The sequence below is a fragment of the Neomegalonema perideroedes DSM 15528 genome (assembly GCF_000374145.1).
GTDB classification, from domain to species: domain Bacteria; phylum Pseudomonadota; class Alphaproteobacteria; order Rhodobacterales; family Rhodobacteraceae; genus Neomegalonema; species Neomegalonema perideroedes.
On sequence record NZ_KB893654.1, the window covers coordinates 80203 to 97001 of the forward strand.

General features: G+C 68.5%; 20 protein-coding genes and 2 tRNA genes. 11 read left to right on the forward strand and 11 right to left on the reverse strand.

The window, feature by feature from the left end; genetic code table 11:
- The first annotated feature begins 6 nt into the window (after positions 1 to 6).
- Genes B161_RS18755 through B161_RS0107420 form a run of 3 tightly spaced genes read left to right on the forward strand, consistent with a single transcriptional unit; the run spans position 7 to position 2983 of the window.
- A complete protein-coding gene (locus tag B161_RS18755) occupies positions 7 to 834 on the forward strand; it encodes a PepSY domain-containing protein (protein WP_157755576.1) in 828 nt (275 codons plus the stop codon).
- Complete coding sequence (locus B161_RS0107415) at positions 834 to 1496, forward strand: response regulator transcription factor (protein ID WP_018632735.1); 663 nt, start codon at positions 834 to 836, stop codon at positions 1494 to 1496. The genes B161_RS18755 and B161_RS0107415 overlap by 1 nt, the downstream gene beginning before the upstream one ends.
- Entirely contained in the window at positions 1493 to 2983 is a 1491-nt protein-coding gene (locus tag B161_RS0107420) for a sensor histidine kinase (RefSeq protein WP_018632736.1), read from the forward strand. Before B161_RS0107415 ends, B161_RS0107420 begins: the two co-directional genes overlap by 4 nt.
- A 37-nt stretch (positions 2984 to 3020) precedes the next feature.
- On the opposite strand, the gene B161_RS0107425 is transcribed toward B161_RS0107420, so the two are convergent.
- From B161_RS0107425 to B161_RS0107435, 3 genes are all read right to left on the reverse strand, one after another.
- The gene (locus B161_RS0107425; protein ID WP_018632737.1) at positions 3021 to 3545 is read right to left on the reverse strand and encodes a SixA phosphatase family protein; all 525 of its coding nucleotides are present in this window, start codon (positions 3543 to 3545) and stop codon (positions 3021 to 3023) included.
- Complete coding sequence (locus tag B161_RS0107430; RefSeq protein ID WP_018632738.1) at positions 3545 to 4111, reverse strand: histidine phosphatase family protein; 567 nt, start codon at positions 4109 to 4111, stop codon at positions 3545 to 3547. The genes B161_RS0107425 and B161_RS0107430 overlap by 1 nt, the downstream gene beginning before the upstream one ends.
- Before the next feature lie 116 nt (positions 4112 to 4227).
- A complete protein-coding gene (locus B161_RS0107435; protein ID WP_040789511.1) occupies positions 4228 to 4902 on the reverse strand; it encodes a thiamine diphosphokinase in 675 nt (224 codons plus the stop codon).
- 157 nt (positions 4903 to 5059) lie between these two features.
- On the opposite strand from B161_RS0107435, the gene B161_RS0107440 reads away from it, so the two are divergent.
- On the forward strand, positions 5060 to 5314 hold the full coding sequence (locus B161_RS0107440; protein ID WP_018632740.1) for a hypothetical protein: 255 nt from the start codon (positions 5060 to 5062) through the stop codon (positions 5312 to 5314).
- 67 nt (positions 5315 to 5381) lie between these two features.
- Here B161_RS0107440 and B161_RS17255 read toward each other — a convergent pair whose 3' ends face one another.
- Together B161_RS17255 and B161_RS0107450 are read right to left on the reverse strand one after the other, a co-directional pair.
- Positions 5382 to 5732, reverse strand: coding sequence for a DUF167 family protein (locus B161_RS17255; RefSeq protein WP_018632741.1), 351 nt, complete (start codon positions 5730 to 5732; stop codon positions 5382 to 5384).
- A gap of 2 nt (positions 5733 to 5734) precedes the next feature.
- Positions 5735 to 6028, reverse strand: a complete 294-nt coding sequence (locus B161_RS0107450) for a YggT family protein (protein ID WP_018632742.1) — start codon at positions 6026 to 6028, stop codon at positions 5735 to 5737.
- 129 nt (positions 6029 to 6157) lie between these two features.
- On the opposite strand from B161_RS0107450, the gene B161_RS0107455 reads away from it, so the two are divergent.
- The 3 genes from B161_RS0107455 to B161_RS0107465 all read left to right on the forward strand — a co-directional run bounded on the left by B161_RS0107455 (position 6158) and on the right by B161_RS0107465 (position 8165).
- Positions 6158 to 6233 (forward strand) — tRNA-Ala (locus B161_RS0107455).
- Positions 6234 to 6627: 394 nt separating this feature from the next.
- Complete coding sequence (locus B161_RS0107460) at positions 6628 to 6921, forward strand: hypothetical protein (RefSeq protein WP_018632743.1); 294 nt, start codon at positions 6628 to 6630, stop codon at positions 6919 to 6921.
- A gap of 146 nt (positions 6922 to 7067) precedes the next feature.
- Positions 7068 to 8165, forward strand: a complete 1098-nt coding sequence (locus tag B161_RS0107465; RefSeq protein WP_018632744.1) for an NAD(P)H-dependent flavin oxidoreductase — start codon at positions 7068 to 7070, stop codon at positions 8163 to 8165.
- Here B161_RS0107465 and B161_RS0107470 read toward each other — a convergent pair.
- Complete coding sequence (locus B161_RS0107470; protein ID WP_018632745.1) at positions 8122 to 9129, reverse strand: alpha/beta hydrolase family protein; 1008 nt, start codon at positions 9127 to 9129, stop codon at positions 8122 to 8124. The genes B161_RS0107465 and B161_RS0107470 overlap by 44 nt on opposite strands.
- The gene (cueR, locus tag B161_RS0107475; RefSeq protein ID WP_018632746.1) at positions 9126 to 9539 is read right to left on the reverse strand and encodes a Cu(I)-responsive transcriptional regulator; all 414 of its coding nucleotides are present in this window, start codon (positions 9537 to 9539) and stop codon (positions 9126 to 9128) included. Before cueR ends, B161_RS0107470 begins: the two co-directional genes overlap by 4 nt.
- Before the next feature lie 173 nt (positions 9540 to 9712).
- Between cueR and B161_RS18760 the strand changes: the two genes are divergently transcribed.
- Both B161_RS18760 and B161_RS17265 read left to right on the forward strand, forming a co-directional pair.
- Complete coding sequence (locus B161_RS18760) at positions 9713 to 10342, forward strand: hypothetical protein (protein WP_018632747.1); 630 nt, start codon at positions 9713 to 9715, stop codon at positions 10340 to 10342.
- 29 nt (positions 10343 to 10371) lie between these two features.
- A complete protein-coding gene (locus B161_RS17265) occupies positions 10372 to 11007 on the forward strand; it encodes a hypothetical protein (RefSeq protein ID WP_018632748.1) in 636 nt (211 codons plus the stop codon).
- 3 nt (positions 11008 to 11010) lie between these two features.
- Here the strand turns inward: B161_RS17265 and B161_RS0107490 are convergent, their stop codons facing one another.
- A complete protein-coding gene (locus B161_RS0107490) occupies positions 11011 to 12075 on the reverse strand; it encodes a hypothetical protein (RefSeq protein WP_018632749.1) in 1065 nt (354 codons plus the stop codon).
- A 13-nt stretch (positions 12076 to 12088) separates the two neighbouring features.
- Between B161_RS0107490 and B161_RS0107495 the strand changes: the two genes are divergently transcribed.
- Positions 12089 to 12883, forward strand: a complete 795-nt coding sequence (locus tag B161_RS0107495) for a hypothetical protein (protein ID WP_018632750.1) — start codon at positions 12089 to 12091, stop codon at positions 12881 to 12883.
- 10 nt (positions 12884 to 12893) lie between these two features.
- The gene (locus tag B161_RS0107500) at positions 12894 to 13889 is read left to right on the forward strand and encodes a hypothetical protein (RefSeq protein ID WP_018632751.1); all 996 of its coding nucleotides are present in this window, start codon (positions 12894 to 12896) and stop codon (positions 13887 to 13889) included.
- A 36-nt stretch (positions 13890 to 13925) separates the two neighbouring features.
- Here B161_RS0107500 and gabT read toward each other — a convergent pair whose 3' ends face one another.
- The 3 genes from gabT to B161_RS0107515 all read right to left on the reverse strand — a co-directional run bounded on the left by gabT (position 13926) and on the right by B161_RS0107515 (position 16625).
- A complete protein-coding gene (gene gabT, locus B161_RS0107505; RefSeq protein WP_018632752.1) occupies positions 13926 to 15221 on the reverse strand; it encodes a 4-aminobutyrate--2-oxoglutarate transaminase in 1296 nt (431 codons plus the stop codon).
- A 134-nt stretch (positions 15222 to 15355) separates the two neighbouring features.
- Positions 15356 to 16375: an LLM class flavin-dependent oxidoreductase gene (locus B161_RS0107510; RefSeq protein WP_018632753.1), complete on the reverse strand. Its 1020-nt coding sequence runs from the start codon at positions 16373 to 16375 to the stop codon at positions 15356 to 15358.
- A 173-nt stretch (positions 16376 to 16548) separates the two neighbouring features.
- A tRNA-Arg gene (locus tag B161_RS0107515) sits at positions 16549 to 16625 on the reverse strand.
- Between the last annotated feature and the right edge of the window lie 174 nt (positions 16626 to 16799).

Sequence of the window (16799 nt, forward strand, 5' to 3'; positions counted from 1 at the left end):
GGCGTTTTGAGCGCTCCCGCCGCCTTGGCGCAAGGATTCTGGAGCAAGGGCGCCGAAACGGCCTTGCGCGCCGTCGAGAACGGCGCCGCCAGACCCCTCGGGGAGTTGCTGGCCGTGGTTCAGGGGCAGGTGGACGGCGCGCTCATGGACGTGGAGTTCAAATATCGCGACGGCAGATATATCTATGACGTGACCGTTCTGGATGGTCGCGGCGTGGTGCGCGGCGTCAGCTACGACGCGGGATCCTTGCAGCGCATGCCGGAGATCGAGACTCTGCCTTTGCCGCCGCCCACGGGCTATGCGGCCGCCTCCGTTCCTCCGCCCGTCGAAACCGCAGGCCGCCGCCGAGACGCCTCTTGGGGCTCGGGCCGCGACGAGGCTTCGTCTCTGACCGAGGCTTCCTTAGGCGCGGCCGCGGAAGGCCCCTCGGCGCTCGGCGCGGCCGCGGCCGAAGGGCGCTTTGGACGCAATCGTCCCAGATTGGGCGGAATCAGCGCGGCGCTCTTCGGCGAAACGGGCGGCGGAGACGGCGGCTTCGGCCAAAGCTACGGAGAGAGCCGATCCGGCGCGGAGACGGAGACCGAGGCCGGGGAGGCGGGCGAGTCGGGCGCTTCGAGATCGACGGATTCCGGTTCGGAAGGCGCTTCAGGCTCCGGTTCGGAATCGGGCGGAGCCTCCGGCGGGGCTTCAGGCTCAGGCGGCGCTTCGGGCGGCGCTTCGGGCGGGGCCTCCGGCGGCGGCGCTGCCGCTGGGGGCGCCGAATCGGGGAGCGAATCGGGCGGCTCCGGCGAATCCGGAGATTCGGAAGGCGGGGCCTCCTCGAGCGGCTCCTGATGCGGGTGCTGGTCGTCGAGGACGATTCCCGCCTCTCCGCGCAGATCTGCGCCGCGCTGGAGGCGGCGGGCTTCGCGGTGGACAAGGCCGACGACGGCGAGCAAGGCGGATTCCTCGGCGAAACCGAGCCCTATGACGCGGCGGTGCTGGATCTCGGCCTGCCCAAGCGCGAAGGCGGCGCCGTGCTGCGCGACTGGCGGCGCAAGGGCGTCAAGACGCCGGTTCTGATCCTCACCGCCCGCGATTCCTGGCGCGAGAAGGTCGAGGCTCTGGACGCGGGCGCGGACGATTATCTCGCCAAGCCTTTTCACACCGCCGAATTGGTGGCGCGTCTGCGGGCGCTGATCCGCCGCTCCAGCGGCTGGGCGGATCCGGTGCTGCGCGCGGGCGATCTGGAGTTCGACACCCGCACCGGCGAGGCCAGCCTGAACGGCGTCGCCGTGACGCTGACCGCTCAGGAAAGCCGCGTTCTCGGCTATTTGCTGCTCAACGCGGGGCGGGTGGTCTCGCGGGTCGAGATCGGGGAGCATGTCTACGGCTATGAATCCGATCCCGACTCCAACACCATCGAGGTCTTCGTTGGGCGTTTGCGGCGCAAGCTCTCGGCGGATCTGATCCAGACCGAGCGCGGCCGGGGCTACATCATCCGCAAGACCGCATGAGCGAATCCCGGCGCCGCCCCTCTTCGCTGCGGGCGCGCAGCCTGCTCGTGGCGGCTCTGGGGATGAGTCTCGCCATGCTGCTGAGCGGCGCGGTCATCTGGGGGCTCTTCGCGGAGGCGGTCGAGCGTCAATTCGACGAGCGTTTTCAGGAATACCTCAACGTCATGACGGCGGCCGTCCATCTGGGGCCCGATTACGAGACGGCTTTCGCCTCGCGTCTGGGCGTCGGGACGGATCGGGCGGGCGGCGCGGGAGGGGTTCGGCCTGCGGACGCGGCGCCCTTCGATCCGCGTCTCGGGCGGGCCTACGGCGGCATTTACTGGATGGCGCGGCGGGTCGTGCGGAACGACGCCCGCGACGATCAGGAATTGACCTTCCGTTCGGTTTCGCTCTGGGACTTCCAGTTGCGCACGCCGGAGCCTGCGGCGCGTCTGGGCGAGCCGCAGAGGCTCTACAGCCGGATTCCGGGTCCGGGCGGCTCCTGGCTGCGGGCGCTGCAAAGGCGGGTGCGCGTGGAGCGGACCGGCGACGAATGGCTGCTGACCATCGCCGCGGACGAGGCTTCTCTGGCCGCTTCGCGCGCGAGCTTCCGGCGGGCGCTGATTCTGTCTTTAAGCGCTCTGGGGCTGGCCTTGCTGGCGGCGGCGGCTTTGCAGAGCCGCTTCGTGCTGAGTCCGCTGCGTCCGCTGCGCGGAGCTTTGGCCGAATATCGGGCGGGCCGCGCGCCGCGCATCGAAGGCGCTTATCCCTCCGAGATCGCGCCCTTGGTGGAGGATCTCAACGGGCTGCTCGACCGCAACGAGCGCTGGATCGCCCAAGGCCGCCGCCGCGCCGCCGACCTCGCCCATGAGATGAAGACCCCTGTGGCCGTGCTGCGCAACGAACTCGACGCTTTGGCCGCGCGCCATGTCTCCAGCGAGGGCGGCCCGCCGCCCGGCTCGGAGAGCCTGAGCGTGGCCTTCGACGCTCTGGCCCAGATCGAGCGCCAGACGCGCCGTCAATTGGCGCGGGCGCGGGTGGGGGCTTTGCAGGGCTCGCGGACGCGGCTGCGGCCCGCGGCGGAGCGTCTGCGCCGGACCATGCTGCGGCTGCATCAGCGTCCGCTGAAGATCTGGCTGGATCTGCCTGCGGAGCTGGTCTTCAACGGCGACGAGGAGGATCTGGAGGAGCTGCTGGGCGAATTGATGAACAACGCCTGTCTCTGGGCGCGGGGCGCGCTTTGGGTCTCGGCGGCGGCGGTCGAGACGCTTCAGGGCGAGCGCCTGCGCCTGACCGTCGAGGACGACGGCCCCGGCGTCGCGCCGGAGCAGCACGCCCGGATGCTCTCGGCGGGAGGGCGGTTGGATTCGCGGCGTCCGGGCTCAGGCATCGGCCTCGCGATGGTGGCCGATCTCGTCGAGGCCTATGACGGCGAATTGAGCCTCGGGCGGGGAGCGGCGGGAGGGCTTCAGGTGCGGCTTCTGCTGCCCGGCGCGCGGGCGCCCTGAGCCGGAAGGCCCCGGCGGCCCCGCAAGCGGCCGGGCTTCACAAAAGATCGCGCGGCTGGACGTAGCCGGTCAGCCGCGCCGCGCCGAGCGTCAAATCCGCCCAATCCCCCGGAATCTCGTAAAGCGCCAAGGCGCCGGTGGGGAATTTCTCAAAGCCCCGGGCGTCGGCGGGATTTTCGGCCCGGCCGCCGCAAAGCGCCTCCGCGAAGCTTTGCAGCCCGTCGTTATGCCCGAGCGTCAGCAAGCTCCGGGACTCGGGCGGCGCCTCCTCGCGCAGGACCGCGAGGATCTCCTCCGGCGAAGCGAGATAAAGCCGCTCCAGAAAGCGCGGCTTGGGCGGCTCCGAATCCGGAAAGAGGCCGCGCGCGGTCAAATCCCAAGTCTCGCGCGTGCGGCGGGCGGTCGAGATCAAAGCGGCGTCGGGCCTTTCGCCTTGCGCCCTCAGCCAGGCGCCTATGGCGGCGGCGGCGGCGCGTCCGCGCGGCTCCAATCCGCGCTCGGCGTCCTCGACTCCCGGCGGCCATGCGGATTTGGCGTGGCGCATCAGCAGAAGACGGCGCATCAGGAGGCCTCCAATTCGAGATCGCCCTCGACGATCCAGCTCTCCGCCTGAGGCCGCAGGCTCAGAGGGACGCAATTGGGCGCGACGCCGCGCGGCCGGATGTCGAGCGCCCCGCGCAGCGCCTTCCAGACGCCGCCATGCGCCACGATCAGCGGCAGGCCCTCGTCCTGAAGCGCCCGCCTGAGGCCGAGCAAGGTCCGCGCCTGAAAATCGACGAAGGATTCTCCGCCTTCGGGGATCAGCGTCCCCGCATAGAAGGCCGCGAAGGACTCGCTCCACGGCGTGCCCTCCAGCACGCCGAATCCGGCTTCGCGCAGATCGGGCTCCAGCGTGATCCCGGAGATCCCGAGCCCCTCGGCGAGGATCTCCGCCGTCTCGCGCGCCCGCCCCAGCGGACTGGCCGCCACCCGCGTCAGCCCGAGAGGCCGCAGAAGCTCGACGGCGGCGCGGGCTTGGGCGCGTCCGGTCTCGTTGAGCGGGATGTCCGTGGAGCCCTGCGCCTTGCGCTGGAGATTCCAGTCGGTCTGGCCATGGCGGATGAAGACGAAGGGCTTGCGCGGCGTCATGGTCTTCCTCTGGGTCGTCCTCTGGAGAGCCGGGGGGCGGGAGGAGATCCACGCATAAACCAAACTCCCGCCGCGCGCCTAGCGCGTTTTCCGGTTAGGGCGGCTTTCAGGCGGCCTCAAACGAATCCGGGCGCCGAGAGCAGAGACTCGACCGCCGCCTCTAATCGGCTTCGGGGCAGCAGGATCAGAGCGCCGGGCGCGTCGAACTCCGCCGAGACCTCCGGCGCCGAGACCTCGTTGGAGACGCCGATCCTCAGGCCCGCCTCCAGCCTCAGCGGATCGAGCGGCCAGCGCAGCCCGCTTGAGCGCGAGACGGTCGTGGGGCGGATCGGCCAGATGGAGAGGCGGTCGCCCGGCTTCAGCCGCGCCCGCCAGAGGGGCGGGGCCAGAAAAACCACCTCCCGCTCGCCGAGCAGCAGGATCCGCCGCTCCGGACGCGCCGCCAGAGCATGGAGCGCCGCCAGAGCATGGTCCAGCCGCCCGCCGAGGAAGCCGAGGCCGAGCGTGATCTCCGCCTCCAGCCGGTCGAGGGCTTTCTCGAAATCGGTCGTCTCCTGATCCGGGGTTTTTAGGACGTATACGTCTTTCTGGGACGCCCACCAGTCCAGATCCTCCAGAGAATCGAGATCTCCCAAGATCGCTTCGGGACGCTCGCCCCAGGCTTTCAGGTGATTCGCTCCTCCGTCTACGGCGAAAACCCGCGGCGCGAGCCCCTTTGCGGCCCGATATGCGGGTCTGGAGGCCGGTCCTCCCCCGATCAGGGTAAGCCATGGCTCTTTTTTTACGGACATGTTAATCTCGGGGCTAAGAATTCATTGATTTCGGCGAATATGTTCGATTCTGGGCGTTTTCGCTTTTGTTTGGTCAAAAACTTATTCAATGTATAGAGAGCGGCGGCGGGCTCCAATCCCGGGCTCTCCGCGTCACATCAGGATACGGGAGTGCATCATGAAGGCGATTCTGAACGCTTCGGCCGCTTTGGTCCTCGGCGCGACCCTTTTCGCCTCTGGAGGAGCCTCCGCGCAGCAGATGCTGGCGAGCAAGAATTGCGCGAACGGCGACACCATCCGCATGATGATCGCGCGCGACGCCGTGGTCGTCGAGCGCCGCAGCAGCGGCTGGGGCGCCCCTACGGCCGTGCAGGCCTTCGACATGTGGAACTTCCGCGCCGCGCAGAGCGCCTTCAACAGCATCTGCTACTAAGGCCCTTGCGCGCCTCGGGCGCGTGGGCTTTCGGAGGCGGAGCGCAGGAATGCGGAGGGGGCGCCGGTCAGGCGCCCTTTTCATGAGCGGCGGCGAGGGCCTCGGCCAGAGCCTCCGGCGCGCGGCGGGCCGCCACGGTCTTCAGCCGCGCCTGAGCCCCGGCGGCGATCTCCAGATCCCGGCCCGGGATTCCGAGCCTCTTGGCCAGCAAAGTCAAAAGCGCGGCGTTGGCCGCGCCTTTCTCCGGCGCCGCCCGCACGCGGGCTTTGAGGAAAAGGCGCCCGGCGTCGTCGCGGTCCAATCCCTCCAGCGCGTCGGCGCCGCCTTTGGGCGTCAGCCGCACGGCGAAGCGCGCGCCTTCCGAGGCGGGGCGGACCAGATCGCGCCAATTCTCCGCGGCCGCGGCCTCCTCCGCCATCGTCAGGCGAGGGCGGAGAGGCTGCGGACGAGCAGAATCTCCAGAAAGTTCACCCCGATCATCAGCACGATGGGCGAGATGTCGATTCCGCCGAGATTCGGCATAAGGCGGCGAATGGGGCTGAGCATGGGCTCGACCAAGCGCTCCAGACCGTCGGTCACCGTGCGGACGAAGCGATTGCTGCGGTAGTTGACGACGTTGAACTGAATCAGCAGCGTCAGGACGATATAAATCAGCAAGGCCCAGAAAATCAGATTCGCGACCGCTTGGACCAGATAGATCAGGGCGGGGATCATAAGCGCTCCATCTCGGACACCCGGCCCCGGCGGCCGAGCCTGCGGCATTAAGTAGAGCGCGCCCGCCTCTGCGACAAGCCGCTTGACAGAAGATGGCGGCGCGCCTATCAAGCCGCACGTCGCGGTCATGGGGCTATAGCTCAGCTGGTAGAGCGTTGCCCTCGCATGGCAGAGGTCAGGGGTTCGAATCCCCTTAGCTCCACCATGACCCCGACGAATGCGGCGAAGAGGCCATGTTCCCGGCCCATGCTTCGCCCGTCGGGCGCTCTGCGTCCGACAGAGCTTTTTCCTCGCTTCGCATGTCGTCGTCGTCAGGGCTTCCGCCGTTGCGCGGAGACTCCTTGCGTCGATTCGGCGAGTCGGCCTGCGCCCGCTCTTCTCAAAGGGCGGGCTTTCTCCGTTCAGGCTCCGAAGACGAGGGGTTTTTCCTGATTTCGCGCCGTTCGACCCAAATAAGAACAGATGTTTTATAATATACAGAATTTTCGGCGATTTCTGAAGATATATGGTTTGTTTTGGGAATTTCTCCGACCTATGGTAAATAAATCCTTGGAGGAAGATTTTGAGAATCTTCAAAATCAGAGAGAAAGGGCCAGGCCATGTCGTCATCCGTGCGTGAAATCAGAGATGGTTTATTCGGCGGGGGAGCGGGCCGCAGCGACGGCGGAGGAGCCGGGCGCAGCGATCGGGATCTGGAGCGCGCCTTCGGGCGGGCCGAGCGTCAGGCCTCCGGGCGGGCGCGTTCCTGGAGCGATCAGACGGAATCCCGCAGCGAGGGACGTCAATATGCGGCCATGCGCGGCTGGGGCGAGGATTCGCATCCCTCGGTGGTGGACGGCTTCACCTCGACTCTCCGCCGCCCTGAGCGTCCTTCGGAGCACGCCCGCCCCTGAGGCGGCGCGATTCGACCCCCGAAGAGGCGCGTCCTGATCGGCGCGCCTCTTCGGGGGGCTCCGGAAAGTCTTTCCCGGCGCGGCGCGTCGTCCTAGGCTGAGGCGAGGCGGCTCGGACCGCAGCGGCGAGGGGGAGACGGCGCGTCATGGCGGCTTCGGAGCATTACGGCGCAGCGAGCGCCGCGGTTTTGCGGCTTCTCGGCTGTGAGAAGCCGATCCTTCAGGCGCCTATGGCGGGAACCTCCTCGCCCGCTCTGGCGGCGGAGGTCTGCGCGGCGGGCGGCTTGGGCGCTTTGGGTCTCGGGGCGATGAACGCCGAGGCCGCCGCCCGCGCCATCGCCGAGACCCGCGCCCGCACCGACCAGCCTTTTCATGTGAATCTCTTCTGCCATGAGCATGCTCCGCCGGATCCCCAGCACGACGCCGAATGGCTGGAGCTTCTCGCGCCGCTCTTCGCGGATTTCGGGGCCGAGCCTCCGGCGCGTCTGAACGAGATTTATCAGAGCTTCAAAACCGACGAGGCCATGCTCTCCATGCTGCTGGAGACGCGGCCCGCCGTCGTGAGCTTTCATTTCGGCCTGCCCTCGGCGGAGAAGATCGCGGCGCTGAAGGGCGCGGGGATTCGGCTGCTCGCCAGCGCGACCCAGCCGCATGAGGCCGAAGCCGTGGCGGCGGCGGGGCTCGACGCGGTGATCGCGCAGGGCTGGGAGGCGGGCGGCCATCGCGGGATCTTCGAGCCGGATGGCCCGGATTCGCGGCTTGGGGTTTTCGCCCTCGTTCAGCTTCTGGCGAGGACTTCGCCGATTCCGGTGATCGCGGCGGGCGGAATCATGGACGGCGCGGGCGTCGCGGCGGCGCTGAAGCTCGGGGCGGGGGCGGCGCAATTGGGCACGGCTTACGTCGGCTGTCCGGAATCTCTGGCGGACGCAGGGCATCGTCAGGCCCTGCGCGAGGCCGCGCGCCGTCCGACCGCCCTGACCGCCGCGATCTCCGGACGCCCGGCGCGCTGCCTCGCCAATCGCTTCACGGCCTTCGGCGCGGAGATTCCCGCTCATGAGATCGCCGCCTATCCCTACGCCTATGACGCGGGCAAGGCGCTCAACGCCGCCGCCAAGGCCAAAGGCGAGGCGGGATATGGTCCGCATTGGGCGGGGCAGGGGGCGCCTCTGGCCCGCGAGATGGGCGCGCGCGCCTTGACGCTCAAGCTGGCCGAGGAGCTGGCGGCGGCTTGGCGAGATCTGTGAAGGCCCTCTCCAGAGCCTCCAGAACCTCCGGAGCGGGGGCGGCGCCGAGGGCCGCATATTCCAAGACGGAGCCGGTCTTCGCCTCCTGAAACAAATGATTCAGGCGCGGAAAGACCCGCGCCTTGAGCGGCGTCCGCGGCGGCAGGCGCGCCTTCAGCGCCCTGAGGTTGACGAAGCCCGGAACCTGCTGATCGCGTCCGCCGAAAAAGGCGATCAGCGGCGTGTTCAGCCCGCCCCAGACCTCCGCCATATCGACGCCCAACAGGCTGGCGAAGGGCGCCGAGAGCAGGACCTCCGCCATTTGGGCGGCGGTCTGCGCCAGAGCCTCCCGCGCGCCGAGCGGCGGACCCGGCCAGCGCAAGAGATGATCCAGCACAAGCGCCTCCGTCTCCGCCCGGGAGCCGCCGCGCAGGATCACGTCGAAAGCCGCCTGATTGGTCGCCTGCTGATGGCGCAGAACCTCCGGGGAATATCCCGCCTCCCGTCCTGCGAAACGCGCCTGACGATGGATCAGCCCCGGCATGGGCTCGGCGGGTCCGGCGAGGGCCGCCACCATCTCGACCTGCGCGCGGGCGGCCAGCAAGGCGGAGGTCAAAGCCCCTTGGCTATGGCCGATCAGCCGGATGCGGCGCGGGTCCACGCCCGCCTGAGCCTTCAGGAAAGCCAGCGCCGCCCCGAGATCCGCCACATCCTGCGCGACGGAGGATTGCGCATGATCGCCCTCCGAAGCCCCGACGCCCCGGTCGTCGAAGCGCAGAGACGCGAGGCCCCGCGCGCCGAACCAGCGGGCCATGTCGCCGAAGAAGGGATGTCCGAGAATCTCCTCGTCGCGATTCTGCGGCCCCGATCCCGAAGCGAAGAGCAAAGCGGGGAAAGGGCCCGCGCCTGCGGGCTGCAAGAACGTTCCGGCCAGACGCGCGCCGTCGGGGGCGGCGAAGAAGATCTCGCGCTCCTGAAGGCTCATGCGGCTTTTTCAGATTTTTCGGGCTCGCCGCCGAGCCGGTCGAGGATGGGGCAATCGGGCCGCGAGCCGCCATGACAGGCCGAAACCAAGTCCCGCAGACTGCGCGCCATGGCCTCCAGATCGCGGATCCGCCGCTCGACCTCGGCCAGACGCCGCGCCGCCAGAGCCTTGACCTCGCCGCTGCGGCGGCCGGAATCGCGCCAGAGGTCGAGCAGCGCCCGCAGATCCTCCAGCGAAAACCCGAGATCGCGCCCCGCCCGGATGAAGCGCAATTCATGCAGGTCGCGGGCGTCGTAATCGCGATAACCATTGTCGCGCCGCGCGCCGGGCGGCAAAAGCCCGATGGATTCGTAATGGCGGATCATCTTCGCGGAGACGCCGCTCAATTCCGCCGCTTCGCCGATGCGCATGGGATGAAGCCTCCTTGAAAGGGGAAAAGCTTCCTGATCATGGGAAGGATCGGGCCCCGGCGCAAGTCCGCTCCTGAGGATCGTCCGCTTGCGAGGCTCTGAAGTTGAAAATCTCTTGATCCGCGCGCGAGAGATGGTTTCATGCGTCGGGACATGGAGGATGGAGGGCGCGGATGAAACGAATTCTGATCGGTCTGGGCCTGGCCTGCCTTCTGGCCGGACCCGCGCCGGCGCAGCGCCCCTCTCTGGAGGAGATGCGCGCGCGGATGGATCAGGAGGTCTCCGAGATCGGCGTCTATCGGGAGCTTCTGGCCGATCCCGATCCGACGCGCTCTTTGGCGGCGATGAAGGCGATGCTCGAATCCGGCGATCTGGAATTGCAGGCCATCGCGCTGGAATACGGGCTCTTCAGCCCCAGCCCCATCGTGCGCCGCCGGGCGCTGGAGAGCTTCCTCGCGAGCAAGCCCGTGCTCGACGTCGTCATGGAGACGCCGGCGGAGATGCATCCGAGCAGCAGCGTGACGGGCGCCTATCTGGACGCCTTCAAGATGCGGGCGGGCTCCATAGATCCGCAGAAGGGCGGCGCCTATGTCGGTCTGCGGATCGGGGATCACGATCCGGAGAAAGGCTGCTTGGTCGAGGCGGGCGGCTCGGAATGCGTGGCGCGGGTCACCTCCGGCGGCCTCTCGATCCGGCCATGGACGGAATGGTGGCTCCTCACGCTGAACGAGGAGGGCGAGGCGGTCGGCATGGGGCAGATTCCGGGCGCCGGATCCTTTCCCGTGCGCGTCCCTCTGCGCTGAGACGAGGCGGAAACATGATTCGGGAGCAGATGATGAGAACTCTTGCGACGGGTTGCGCTCTTGCGGCGTCGGTTTGGATCGGAGCGGCCTCGGCGCAGAGCCTGACGGTCGAGGAGATCCGCGCCAAGGTGGATCAGAGCTTGCGCGATCTGGGCTCCTATCAGGAGCTTCTGGCCGATCCGGATCCTGCGCGCAGCTCCGCCGCCATGAAGGTCATGCTGGAATCGGGCGACGCCGAATTGCAGAAGATCGCGCTGGATTACGGGCTTTACAGCCCCAATCCCGCCGTGAGGCGCAAAGCGCTGGAGGGCTTTTTCGCCAGCGAGCCGCGGATCGAGGTCTTCGTGGGCGTGGGCAGGCTGCACACCTCGAGCAATCAAGACAATTACCTGCGCGCCTTCGCGCAATACGGGGGCTCCGTGGACGCCGAGCTCAAAGGCTATTTCACCTGGAAGCTCGGGAAATTCGACGCCGACCAGAAGTGCGCGCTGGATTCCGAAGGTAAGGAATGCGCGGTGCGCGTCACGGATTCCGGGGTTTCGCTGCGTCCCTGGGGAGAGTGGCTGCTGCTGGCGCCGAATGAGGAGGGGGATCTGACGGGCACGGTCTCCGTGGCCGGGACAGGCAGCAGCAACCATCAGATGCGCATCCCCGTCCGTCAGTAAGCCTCACTCGAAGCGGATGCGGTCGAGGCGCACGGGGCCTTCGGTCCAGGCCGAGGAGATGGTCACGAAGATCCAGCGCGCCAGCACCGGCGAGCGCTTCTGATCGAAGCGCCCGTCCGGCCCCATGTTCCCCGAAGCGAAGAAGCGCGGGGCGCCGCCGCCGTCCTCGCGCGAAGAAACCTCGATGAGGATCGCGCGCGGCAGAGCATGGCCGCCTTCGGGATCGGTCAGCAGCGCCGCGCGGGTCAGGGATTTCGCAGCCTCGCCTTCGATGCGGAAAGCCATGCGGTTGGGGCCTTGCGGCGCGAAGACATAGGCTTGCGGCCCGTCCTTCAGCGCGTTCCCGACCGCGAAGGCCGGAGAGAGCGCCGGGGCGGCGCGCTCCGGCTTGACCGCAAGCTCGGGGGCCTGAGCCTCCAGCCCCGCCGGAGCCTCCGGCGCGGCGGCCTCGAAGACCGCGCCGCGCCGCCCGATCCAGCGCGCGGCGGCGGCGTGGATCTCCTCGACGCGGATGAAGCGCGCCGAACGCTGGTCCAGAGCCTCGACCGCCATGCCCGCCGGGCGCGCCCCGATGAAGAGGAAGGAGCCGCTGATCCCCTCGAAGACTTCGTCTCCGGGGCGGGTGAATTCGGCGTCCAGCGTGAGATAGCCGCTGTCCGAGACCCGCATGGGCCGCCGCTCCACCTCGCCCGAGGGCCGCAGCGAGACCAATTCGCCCGCGCCCCCCCGCTCCAGCCGGGTCTCGCCCGCCAGAGCCTGAAGCCCCAATTCGCAGCGCGCCTCCAGAGCCCCCCGCAAGACTCCGATCGCGAGATCCATCCCCTCCCAGAAGGGGCGCTCGACGAAGGCGCGGCCCGTGGCGGCGGGGGCGGCGCTGCGGACGCTCGCGGCGGGGCTCTCCCCGACCACATGGCGCGGCGTGAGCAGATAGCAGGCGCCGCCGCTGCGGATCATCAAGCCATGGCCTTCGCCGCCTCCGCCGCGCAGAGCGACGGTCTGAGCCTGAGCCTGCGTCATGGCGCAGGCGAGGAAAGCTGTTAAGATCGCGGCGGACGGGAGAATCTTCACGGGGGAGTTTCCTATGCGTGGACCTCGGCGCGGAGTCGCGGCCTTCTTCGCCCTGACCATCGGCTTTGGAGCGGCGAGCGTCCTCGCGGAGGAGCCCGCTCCCCCGGAGACGCCTTCTCAAACCTCTCCAAGTCTGCAACTGGTGAGCGATCCGTTCAATGAGATCCTGCGTCCGGCGGCGAAGATCTCGGGCGCGCGCTTTCTGGGCTTCCTCGCGGCCCCCGCCGAGGCCGTCGCCGGAATGGACGCCTTCCGCGCTTGGATTCCCGCCGATTGGAGCGGCTCGGAGATTTGCCTGCGGGTGATGTCCGCCGACGGGCTTTATGAATCGGCCAATCTCTACCGCGCCCCCGAGGATTGGGCGGGCGGGGCGGCGCGTCTGGATTATCCCACCCGCAAGCCCGAAGCCCTTGCGGAGCGTTCGCCGGAGGAGCTGGCGCTCTCCGTCACGCGGGGCGACTGCGCGGAGGCCGAGGCGGCCGAAGCCGAGGCTTCGCTCGCCGGGCGTCTGGAATCGGGCGAAGGCGAGGAGGGTGAGGGCGAAAAAGAAGCTTTGCTGCTCATCAACGCCTTTCGCGCCGAACAGACTTATGTGGAGGTCGAGGGCCGCCCCGAAGCTCCGGAGATCCTCTGCGCTCCGGTTCAGGCCGAGGTGCGCATGGCCTATGACACGGTCTGCCGCGTCCCGGCGGAGATCTTCGAGGAGGGGCGGGCGGAATTGATCGTCCTGCCGGTGAAGAACGGCGAATTGGGCCGCGAGATTCCTCTGACGCTGCGTTTCGGGCCTCTGGCCGAGCCTCAGAAGTGAGGGCCTGCGCGTGAGGGCTTCGGGCGGCGTGAAGGCTCTGGGCGGCGGCGCGCGGGCGCTGCTCAAATGGACGGCCCTTCTGGCGACTCCGCTGATGCTGGGGCTTTTGCTGGCGCTGATCCTCTCCAGCGCCTTGGGGCGCTCGCGGACCTTCGTGATCGACGCCATGGCCACGGGCGCCGAGATTCATTTCGAGGGCGCGGGGAATTCATGGCCCCTCGGCGAGGCGACGCTTTGCGAGCCTTTGCCGCGTCCGCAGCCGCGCGCGCCGCGCGGGGAGGGGCTCTGCGACGCCCGGCTCTTCACGGAGAAGCCCCGCGCAGGCGCTCCGGTGGTCTGGAGCGACGGCGCGCGGGCGCTGCTGCGGCGCGATCCGGAGGGCGGGCTGGTGGCGACGGCCTATGGCGCCCAAGGCTTGCCGGAGGGGACGCGCCTGCATCTGACCGCCCGGCGCTGGGCCGAGACGGGGGCTCTGGTCTTCACGGGCTGGAGCTCCATCGGCGGACAAATGGCCAGCGGCGAGACGGCCATTCTGATCTCGGGGCGCTATGAGGCGCGGGAGGGCTCGCTCTTTGGGCTCGGCGGCGCGACGGAGACGGTGAAGTCCGGGGATCTGCGCCGGGGCGAGCGGGTGAGCCTTGTCGACAGAGCGGGGAATCCGGCTTCGGGCTTCGGCCATGTCTCGGCGGGGACCGGGGAGGAGGCGGGCTTCCATGTGGTCGCCATCGCCAAGCCGGGCGTGACGGCTCTGCGGGTGGAGCATCTCGGCGGCGAAGGCCCGAGCTTCATCCGGCCCAACTGGATCGACTACGCCCTGACGAGCCCTTTCTTCGTGGCTCTGGCGCTGATTCTCTCGATGCTGGTGGGGGTGGGGCAATTGGTCCTCGGGCTCTGGGAGATCTTCGAGGCGAAGCCCGAAGCCCGCCCGAAGCGCCGCCTGCGCCTGACGCGCCGCGAGGCTCCGCCTGAAGAAGCGCCTCCTCCGCCTGCGCCCGAGGAGGTCTGAAGCGGAGGCCCGGTCGAGGGCCTCCGCGCCGCAGGATCAGGAGGCGGCCTGAACGAGCGCCTTCTCCAGCTTGGCGAGGCCCTCTTCAAGGATCTCGTCGGAGATGGTCAGCGGATTGAGCAGCCGGATGGTGTTGCCGTAGACGCCGCAGGTGAGCAGGATCAGACCTTCCGCCATGGCGATCTGCGTCACGCGCTTAGCGGCTTCGGCGTCGGGCTCGTTGCTCCCGCGCGTCTTCACGACGTCGAAGGCGATCATGGCGCCGGGGCCGCGGATCTCGGCGATGGGGGCGGCGTCGTTGCGCTGGGCGATCTCGGCGAGCTTCCGCTTCATCCGTTCGCCGAGGGCCGCGCCGCGCTCCACGAGCTTCTCCTCCTCGATGACCTCCAGCACCGCCAGAGCCGCCGCGCAGGCGAGCGGGTTTCCGGCATAGGTGCCGCCTAATCCGCCTGGATCGGCGGCGTCCATGATCGCGGCCTTGCCCACCACGCCCGAGAGCGGGAATCCGCCCGCCAGAGATTTGGCCAGAGTCATGAGATCGGGCGTCACGCCGGAATGCTCGACGCCGAACATCTTGCCGGTGCGGGCGAATCCGGTCTGAACCTCATCGGCGATCAGCACGATTCCATGTTTGTCGCAGATCGCGCGCAGAGCCTCCCAGAGCTCTTTCGGCGCGGGGAGGAATCCGCCCTCGCCCTGCACCGGCTCCAGCAGGATGGCGGCCACGTCGCTCGGGGCGATGTCGGCGCGGAAGAGCGTCTCCAGAGCCTTCAGCGAATCCTCGACCGTCACGCCATGGGTCGGGGCGGGGAAGGGGACGTGGTAGATCCCCGGAGGGGCGATGCCGAATTTCGTCCGGTAAGGCGCGACTTTGCCCGTCAGGCCGGTGGCGAGATAGGTGCGGCCATGGAAGGCGCCGCTGAAGGCGATCAGCCCCGGACGCCCCGTATGGGCGCGGGCGATCTTCACCGCGTTCTCGACCGCCTCGGCGCCCGTCGAGAAGAGCAAAGATTTCGCCGGGCCGCCCACCGGGGCGATGGCGTTCAGCTTCTCGCAGAGCGCGATATAGGGCTCATAGGGGATGATCTGAAAGGCGGTGTGGGTGAAGGCGTCGAGCTGAGCCTTGACCGCCGCCACCACCTTCGGATGACGATGCCCGGTGTTCAGCACCGCGATGCCGCCGGCGAAGTCGATATAGCGGCGCCCTTCGGCGTCCCAAAGCTCGGAGCCCTCGGCGCGGGCCGCGAAGACCGGCCAGGCCGTGCCGACGCCGCGCGCCACGGCGGCGGTCCGCCGGGCCTGAAGATCGGCGTTGGAGGTGGAAGACGACATGAGGAGACCCTCCCTGAGGTTTTCCTCAGTCTAGAGCCGCCTTCGGAGGGAAAGCCAACAGGATTCGGCGATGGGGCGCTTTCGGAAAGCCCGAACGCCCCCCTTCGGAGCGAAGGAGGGCGTCGCGGAGAAGCTCAGCGCCAGCCGAGCGCCGGAGCCACATGCTTCAGAATATCCTCGATCACATGGGCGTTGTATTCGACGCCCAGCATGTTCGGGATGGTCAGCAGCAACGTGTCGGCTTCGGCGATCCCCTCGTCGCCCTTGAGCTGCTCGATGAGCTTATCGGGCTCGTCGGCGTAGCCGCGTCCGAAGATGGCGCGCATCTCGTCGATGTCGCCGATCTGGTCCGATTCCTTGCCGCCGCGACCGAAATAACGGCGATCCATGTCGGTGGTCAGAGCGAAGATCGAGCGGCTGACCGAAACGCGCGGCTCGCGCTCATGGCCCGCCTCCTTCCAGACCTCGCGGTAACGGCGGATCTGCTTCGCCTGCTGGACGTGGAAGGGCTCGCCGGTCTCGTCCTCCTTGAGCGTGGAGCTTTGCAGATTCATGCCCATCTTCGCCGCCCATTCGGCGGTTCCATTGGAGGCCGAACCCCACCAGATGCGGTCCCGCAGCCCCTCGGAATGAGGCTCCAGCCGCAGCAGCCCCGGAGGATTGGGGAACATCGGGCGCGGATTGGGCCGCGCGAAGCCTTTCCCCTCCAGATGCTGGAGGAAGACCTCCGTATGGCGGCGGGCCATCTCGGCGCCGGTCTCGCCCTCGGCGGGCTGATAGCCGAAGTGACGCCAGCCGTCGATCACCTGCTCGGGCGAGCCGCGGCTGATGCCGAGCTGAAGCCGTCCGTCGGAGATGAGATCCGCCGCCCCCGCGTCCTCGACCATATAGAGCGGGTTCTCATACCGCATGTCGATGACGCCGGTGCCGATCTCGATTGTCGAGGTCCGCGCGCCGATGGCCGCCAGCAGCGGGAAAGGCGAAGCCAATTGCCGCGCGAAGTGATGGACGCGGAAATAAGCGCCGTCGAGGCCCAGCTCCTCCGCCGCCACGGCGAGCTCGATGGATTGCTTGAGCGTCTCGCCCGCCGTGCGCAAAGGCGAACCGGACTCCGGGGACCAATGGCCGAAGGAGAGAAAGCCGAGTTTTTTCATTTTGGGTGCTCCGGTCGGCGAAGGGGCCGGTTTCGGCCTCCGCCTCCGCTCTGGATTGCGCGTTTCAGGTTCTGTCGGAGGCTTATGTGAGCCGCGCCGCGCCGCGCCGCAAGGCGGGCCGGAGAGACGGTCTGTCGCCGGGAGGGCGACGATCGGGCAAAGCGCTCAGGAAATGGCGACCCCGGCAGGGCTCGAACCTGCAACCGCTCGCTTAGAAGGCGAGTGCTCTATCCGGTTGAGCTACGGGGCCTCAGGCTCCGTCCCTACATGGGCCGGGGGCCTCCGGGCAAGCCTTTTTCCAGCGAAGCGCCTCAGGCTCTCGCCGCATGGACAAGCGGCCTCCGACCAAGGATGATCCGCCGGGGATTCGGGCGGGCGGCCGGAGAGCGAGGCGGCGCGCGCGGCTTCCTTGTCCGCAATCCGC

Excerpts from the sequence above, each read along its gene's own strand:
- B161_RS0107460 (WP_018632743.1), top strand. The coding sequence starts at position 6,628 with ATGTCGTCATCCGTGCGTGAAATCAGAGATGGTTTATTCGGCGGGGGA.
- B161_RS0107510 (WP_018632753.1), bottom strand. The coding sequence starts at position 16,375 with ATGAAAAAACTCGGCTTTCTCTCCTTCGGCCATTGGTCCCCGGAGTCC.
- B161_RS0107440 (WP_018632740.1), top strand. The coding sequence starts at position 5,060 with ATGAAGGCGATTCTGAACGCTTCGGCCGCTTTGGTCCTCGGCGCGACC.
- B161_RS18760 (WP_018632747.1), top strand. The coding sequence starts at position 9,713 with ATGAAACGAATTCTGATCGGTCTGGGCCTGGCCTGCCTTCTGGCCGGA.
- B161_RS0107420 (WP_018632736.1), top strand. The coding sequence starts at position 1,493 with ATGAGCGAATCCCGGCGCCGCCCCTCTTCGCTGCGGGCGCGCAGCCTG.
- B161_RS17255 (WP_018632741.1), bottom strand. The coding sequence starts at position 5,732 with ATGGCGGAGGAGGCCGCGGCCGCGGAGAATTGGCGCGATCTGGTCCGC.
- B161_RS17265 (WP_018632748.1), top strand. The coding sequence starts at position 10,372 with ATGATGAGAACTCTTGCGACGGGTTGCGCTCTTGCGGCGTCGGTTTGG.
- B161_RS0107425 (WP_018632737.1), bottom strand. The coding sequence starts at position 3,545 with ATGCGCCGTCTTCTGCTGATGCGCCACGCCAAATCCGCATGGCCGCCG.
- B161_RS0107465 (WP_018632744.1), top strand. The coding sequence starts at position 7,068 with ATGGCGGCTTCGGAGCATTACGGCGCAGCGAGCGCCGCGGTTTTGCGG.
- B161_RS0107450 (WP_018632742.1), bottom strand. The coding sequence starts at position 6,028 with ATGATCCCCGCCCTGATCTATCTGGTCCAAGCGGTCGCGAATCTGATT.
- cueR (WP_018632746.1), bottom strand. The coding sequence starts at position 9,539 with ATGCGCATCGGCGAAGCGGCGGAATTGAGCGGCGTCTCCGCGAAGATG.
- B161_RS0107430 (WP_018632738.1), bottom strand. The coding sequence starts at position 4,111 with ATGACGCCGCGCAAGCCCTTCGTCTTCATCCGCCATGGCCAGACCGAC.
- B161_RS0107495 (WP_018632750.1), top strand. The coding sequence starts at position 12,089 with ATGCGTGGACCTCGGCGCGGAGTCGCGGCCTTCTTCGCCCTGACCATC.
- gabT (WP_018632752.1), bottom strand. The coding sequence starts at position 15,221 with ATGTCGTCTTCCACCTCCAACGCCGATCTTCAGGCCCGGCGGACCGCC.
- B161_RS0107435 (WP_040789511.1), bottom strand. The coding sequence starts at position 4,902 with ATGTCCGTAAAAAAAGAGCCATGGCTTACCCTGATCGGGGGAGGACCG.
- B161_RS0107470 (WP_018632745.1), bottom strand. The coding sequence starts at position 9,129 with ATGAGCCTTCAGGAGCGCGAGATCTTCTTCGCCGCCCCCGACGGCGCG.
- B161_RS0107415 (WP_018632735.1), top strand. The coding sequence starts at position 834 with ATGCGGGTGCTGGTCGTCGAGGACGATTCCCGCCTCTCCGCGCAGATC.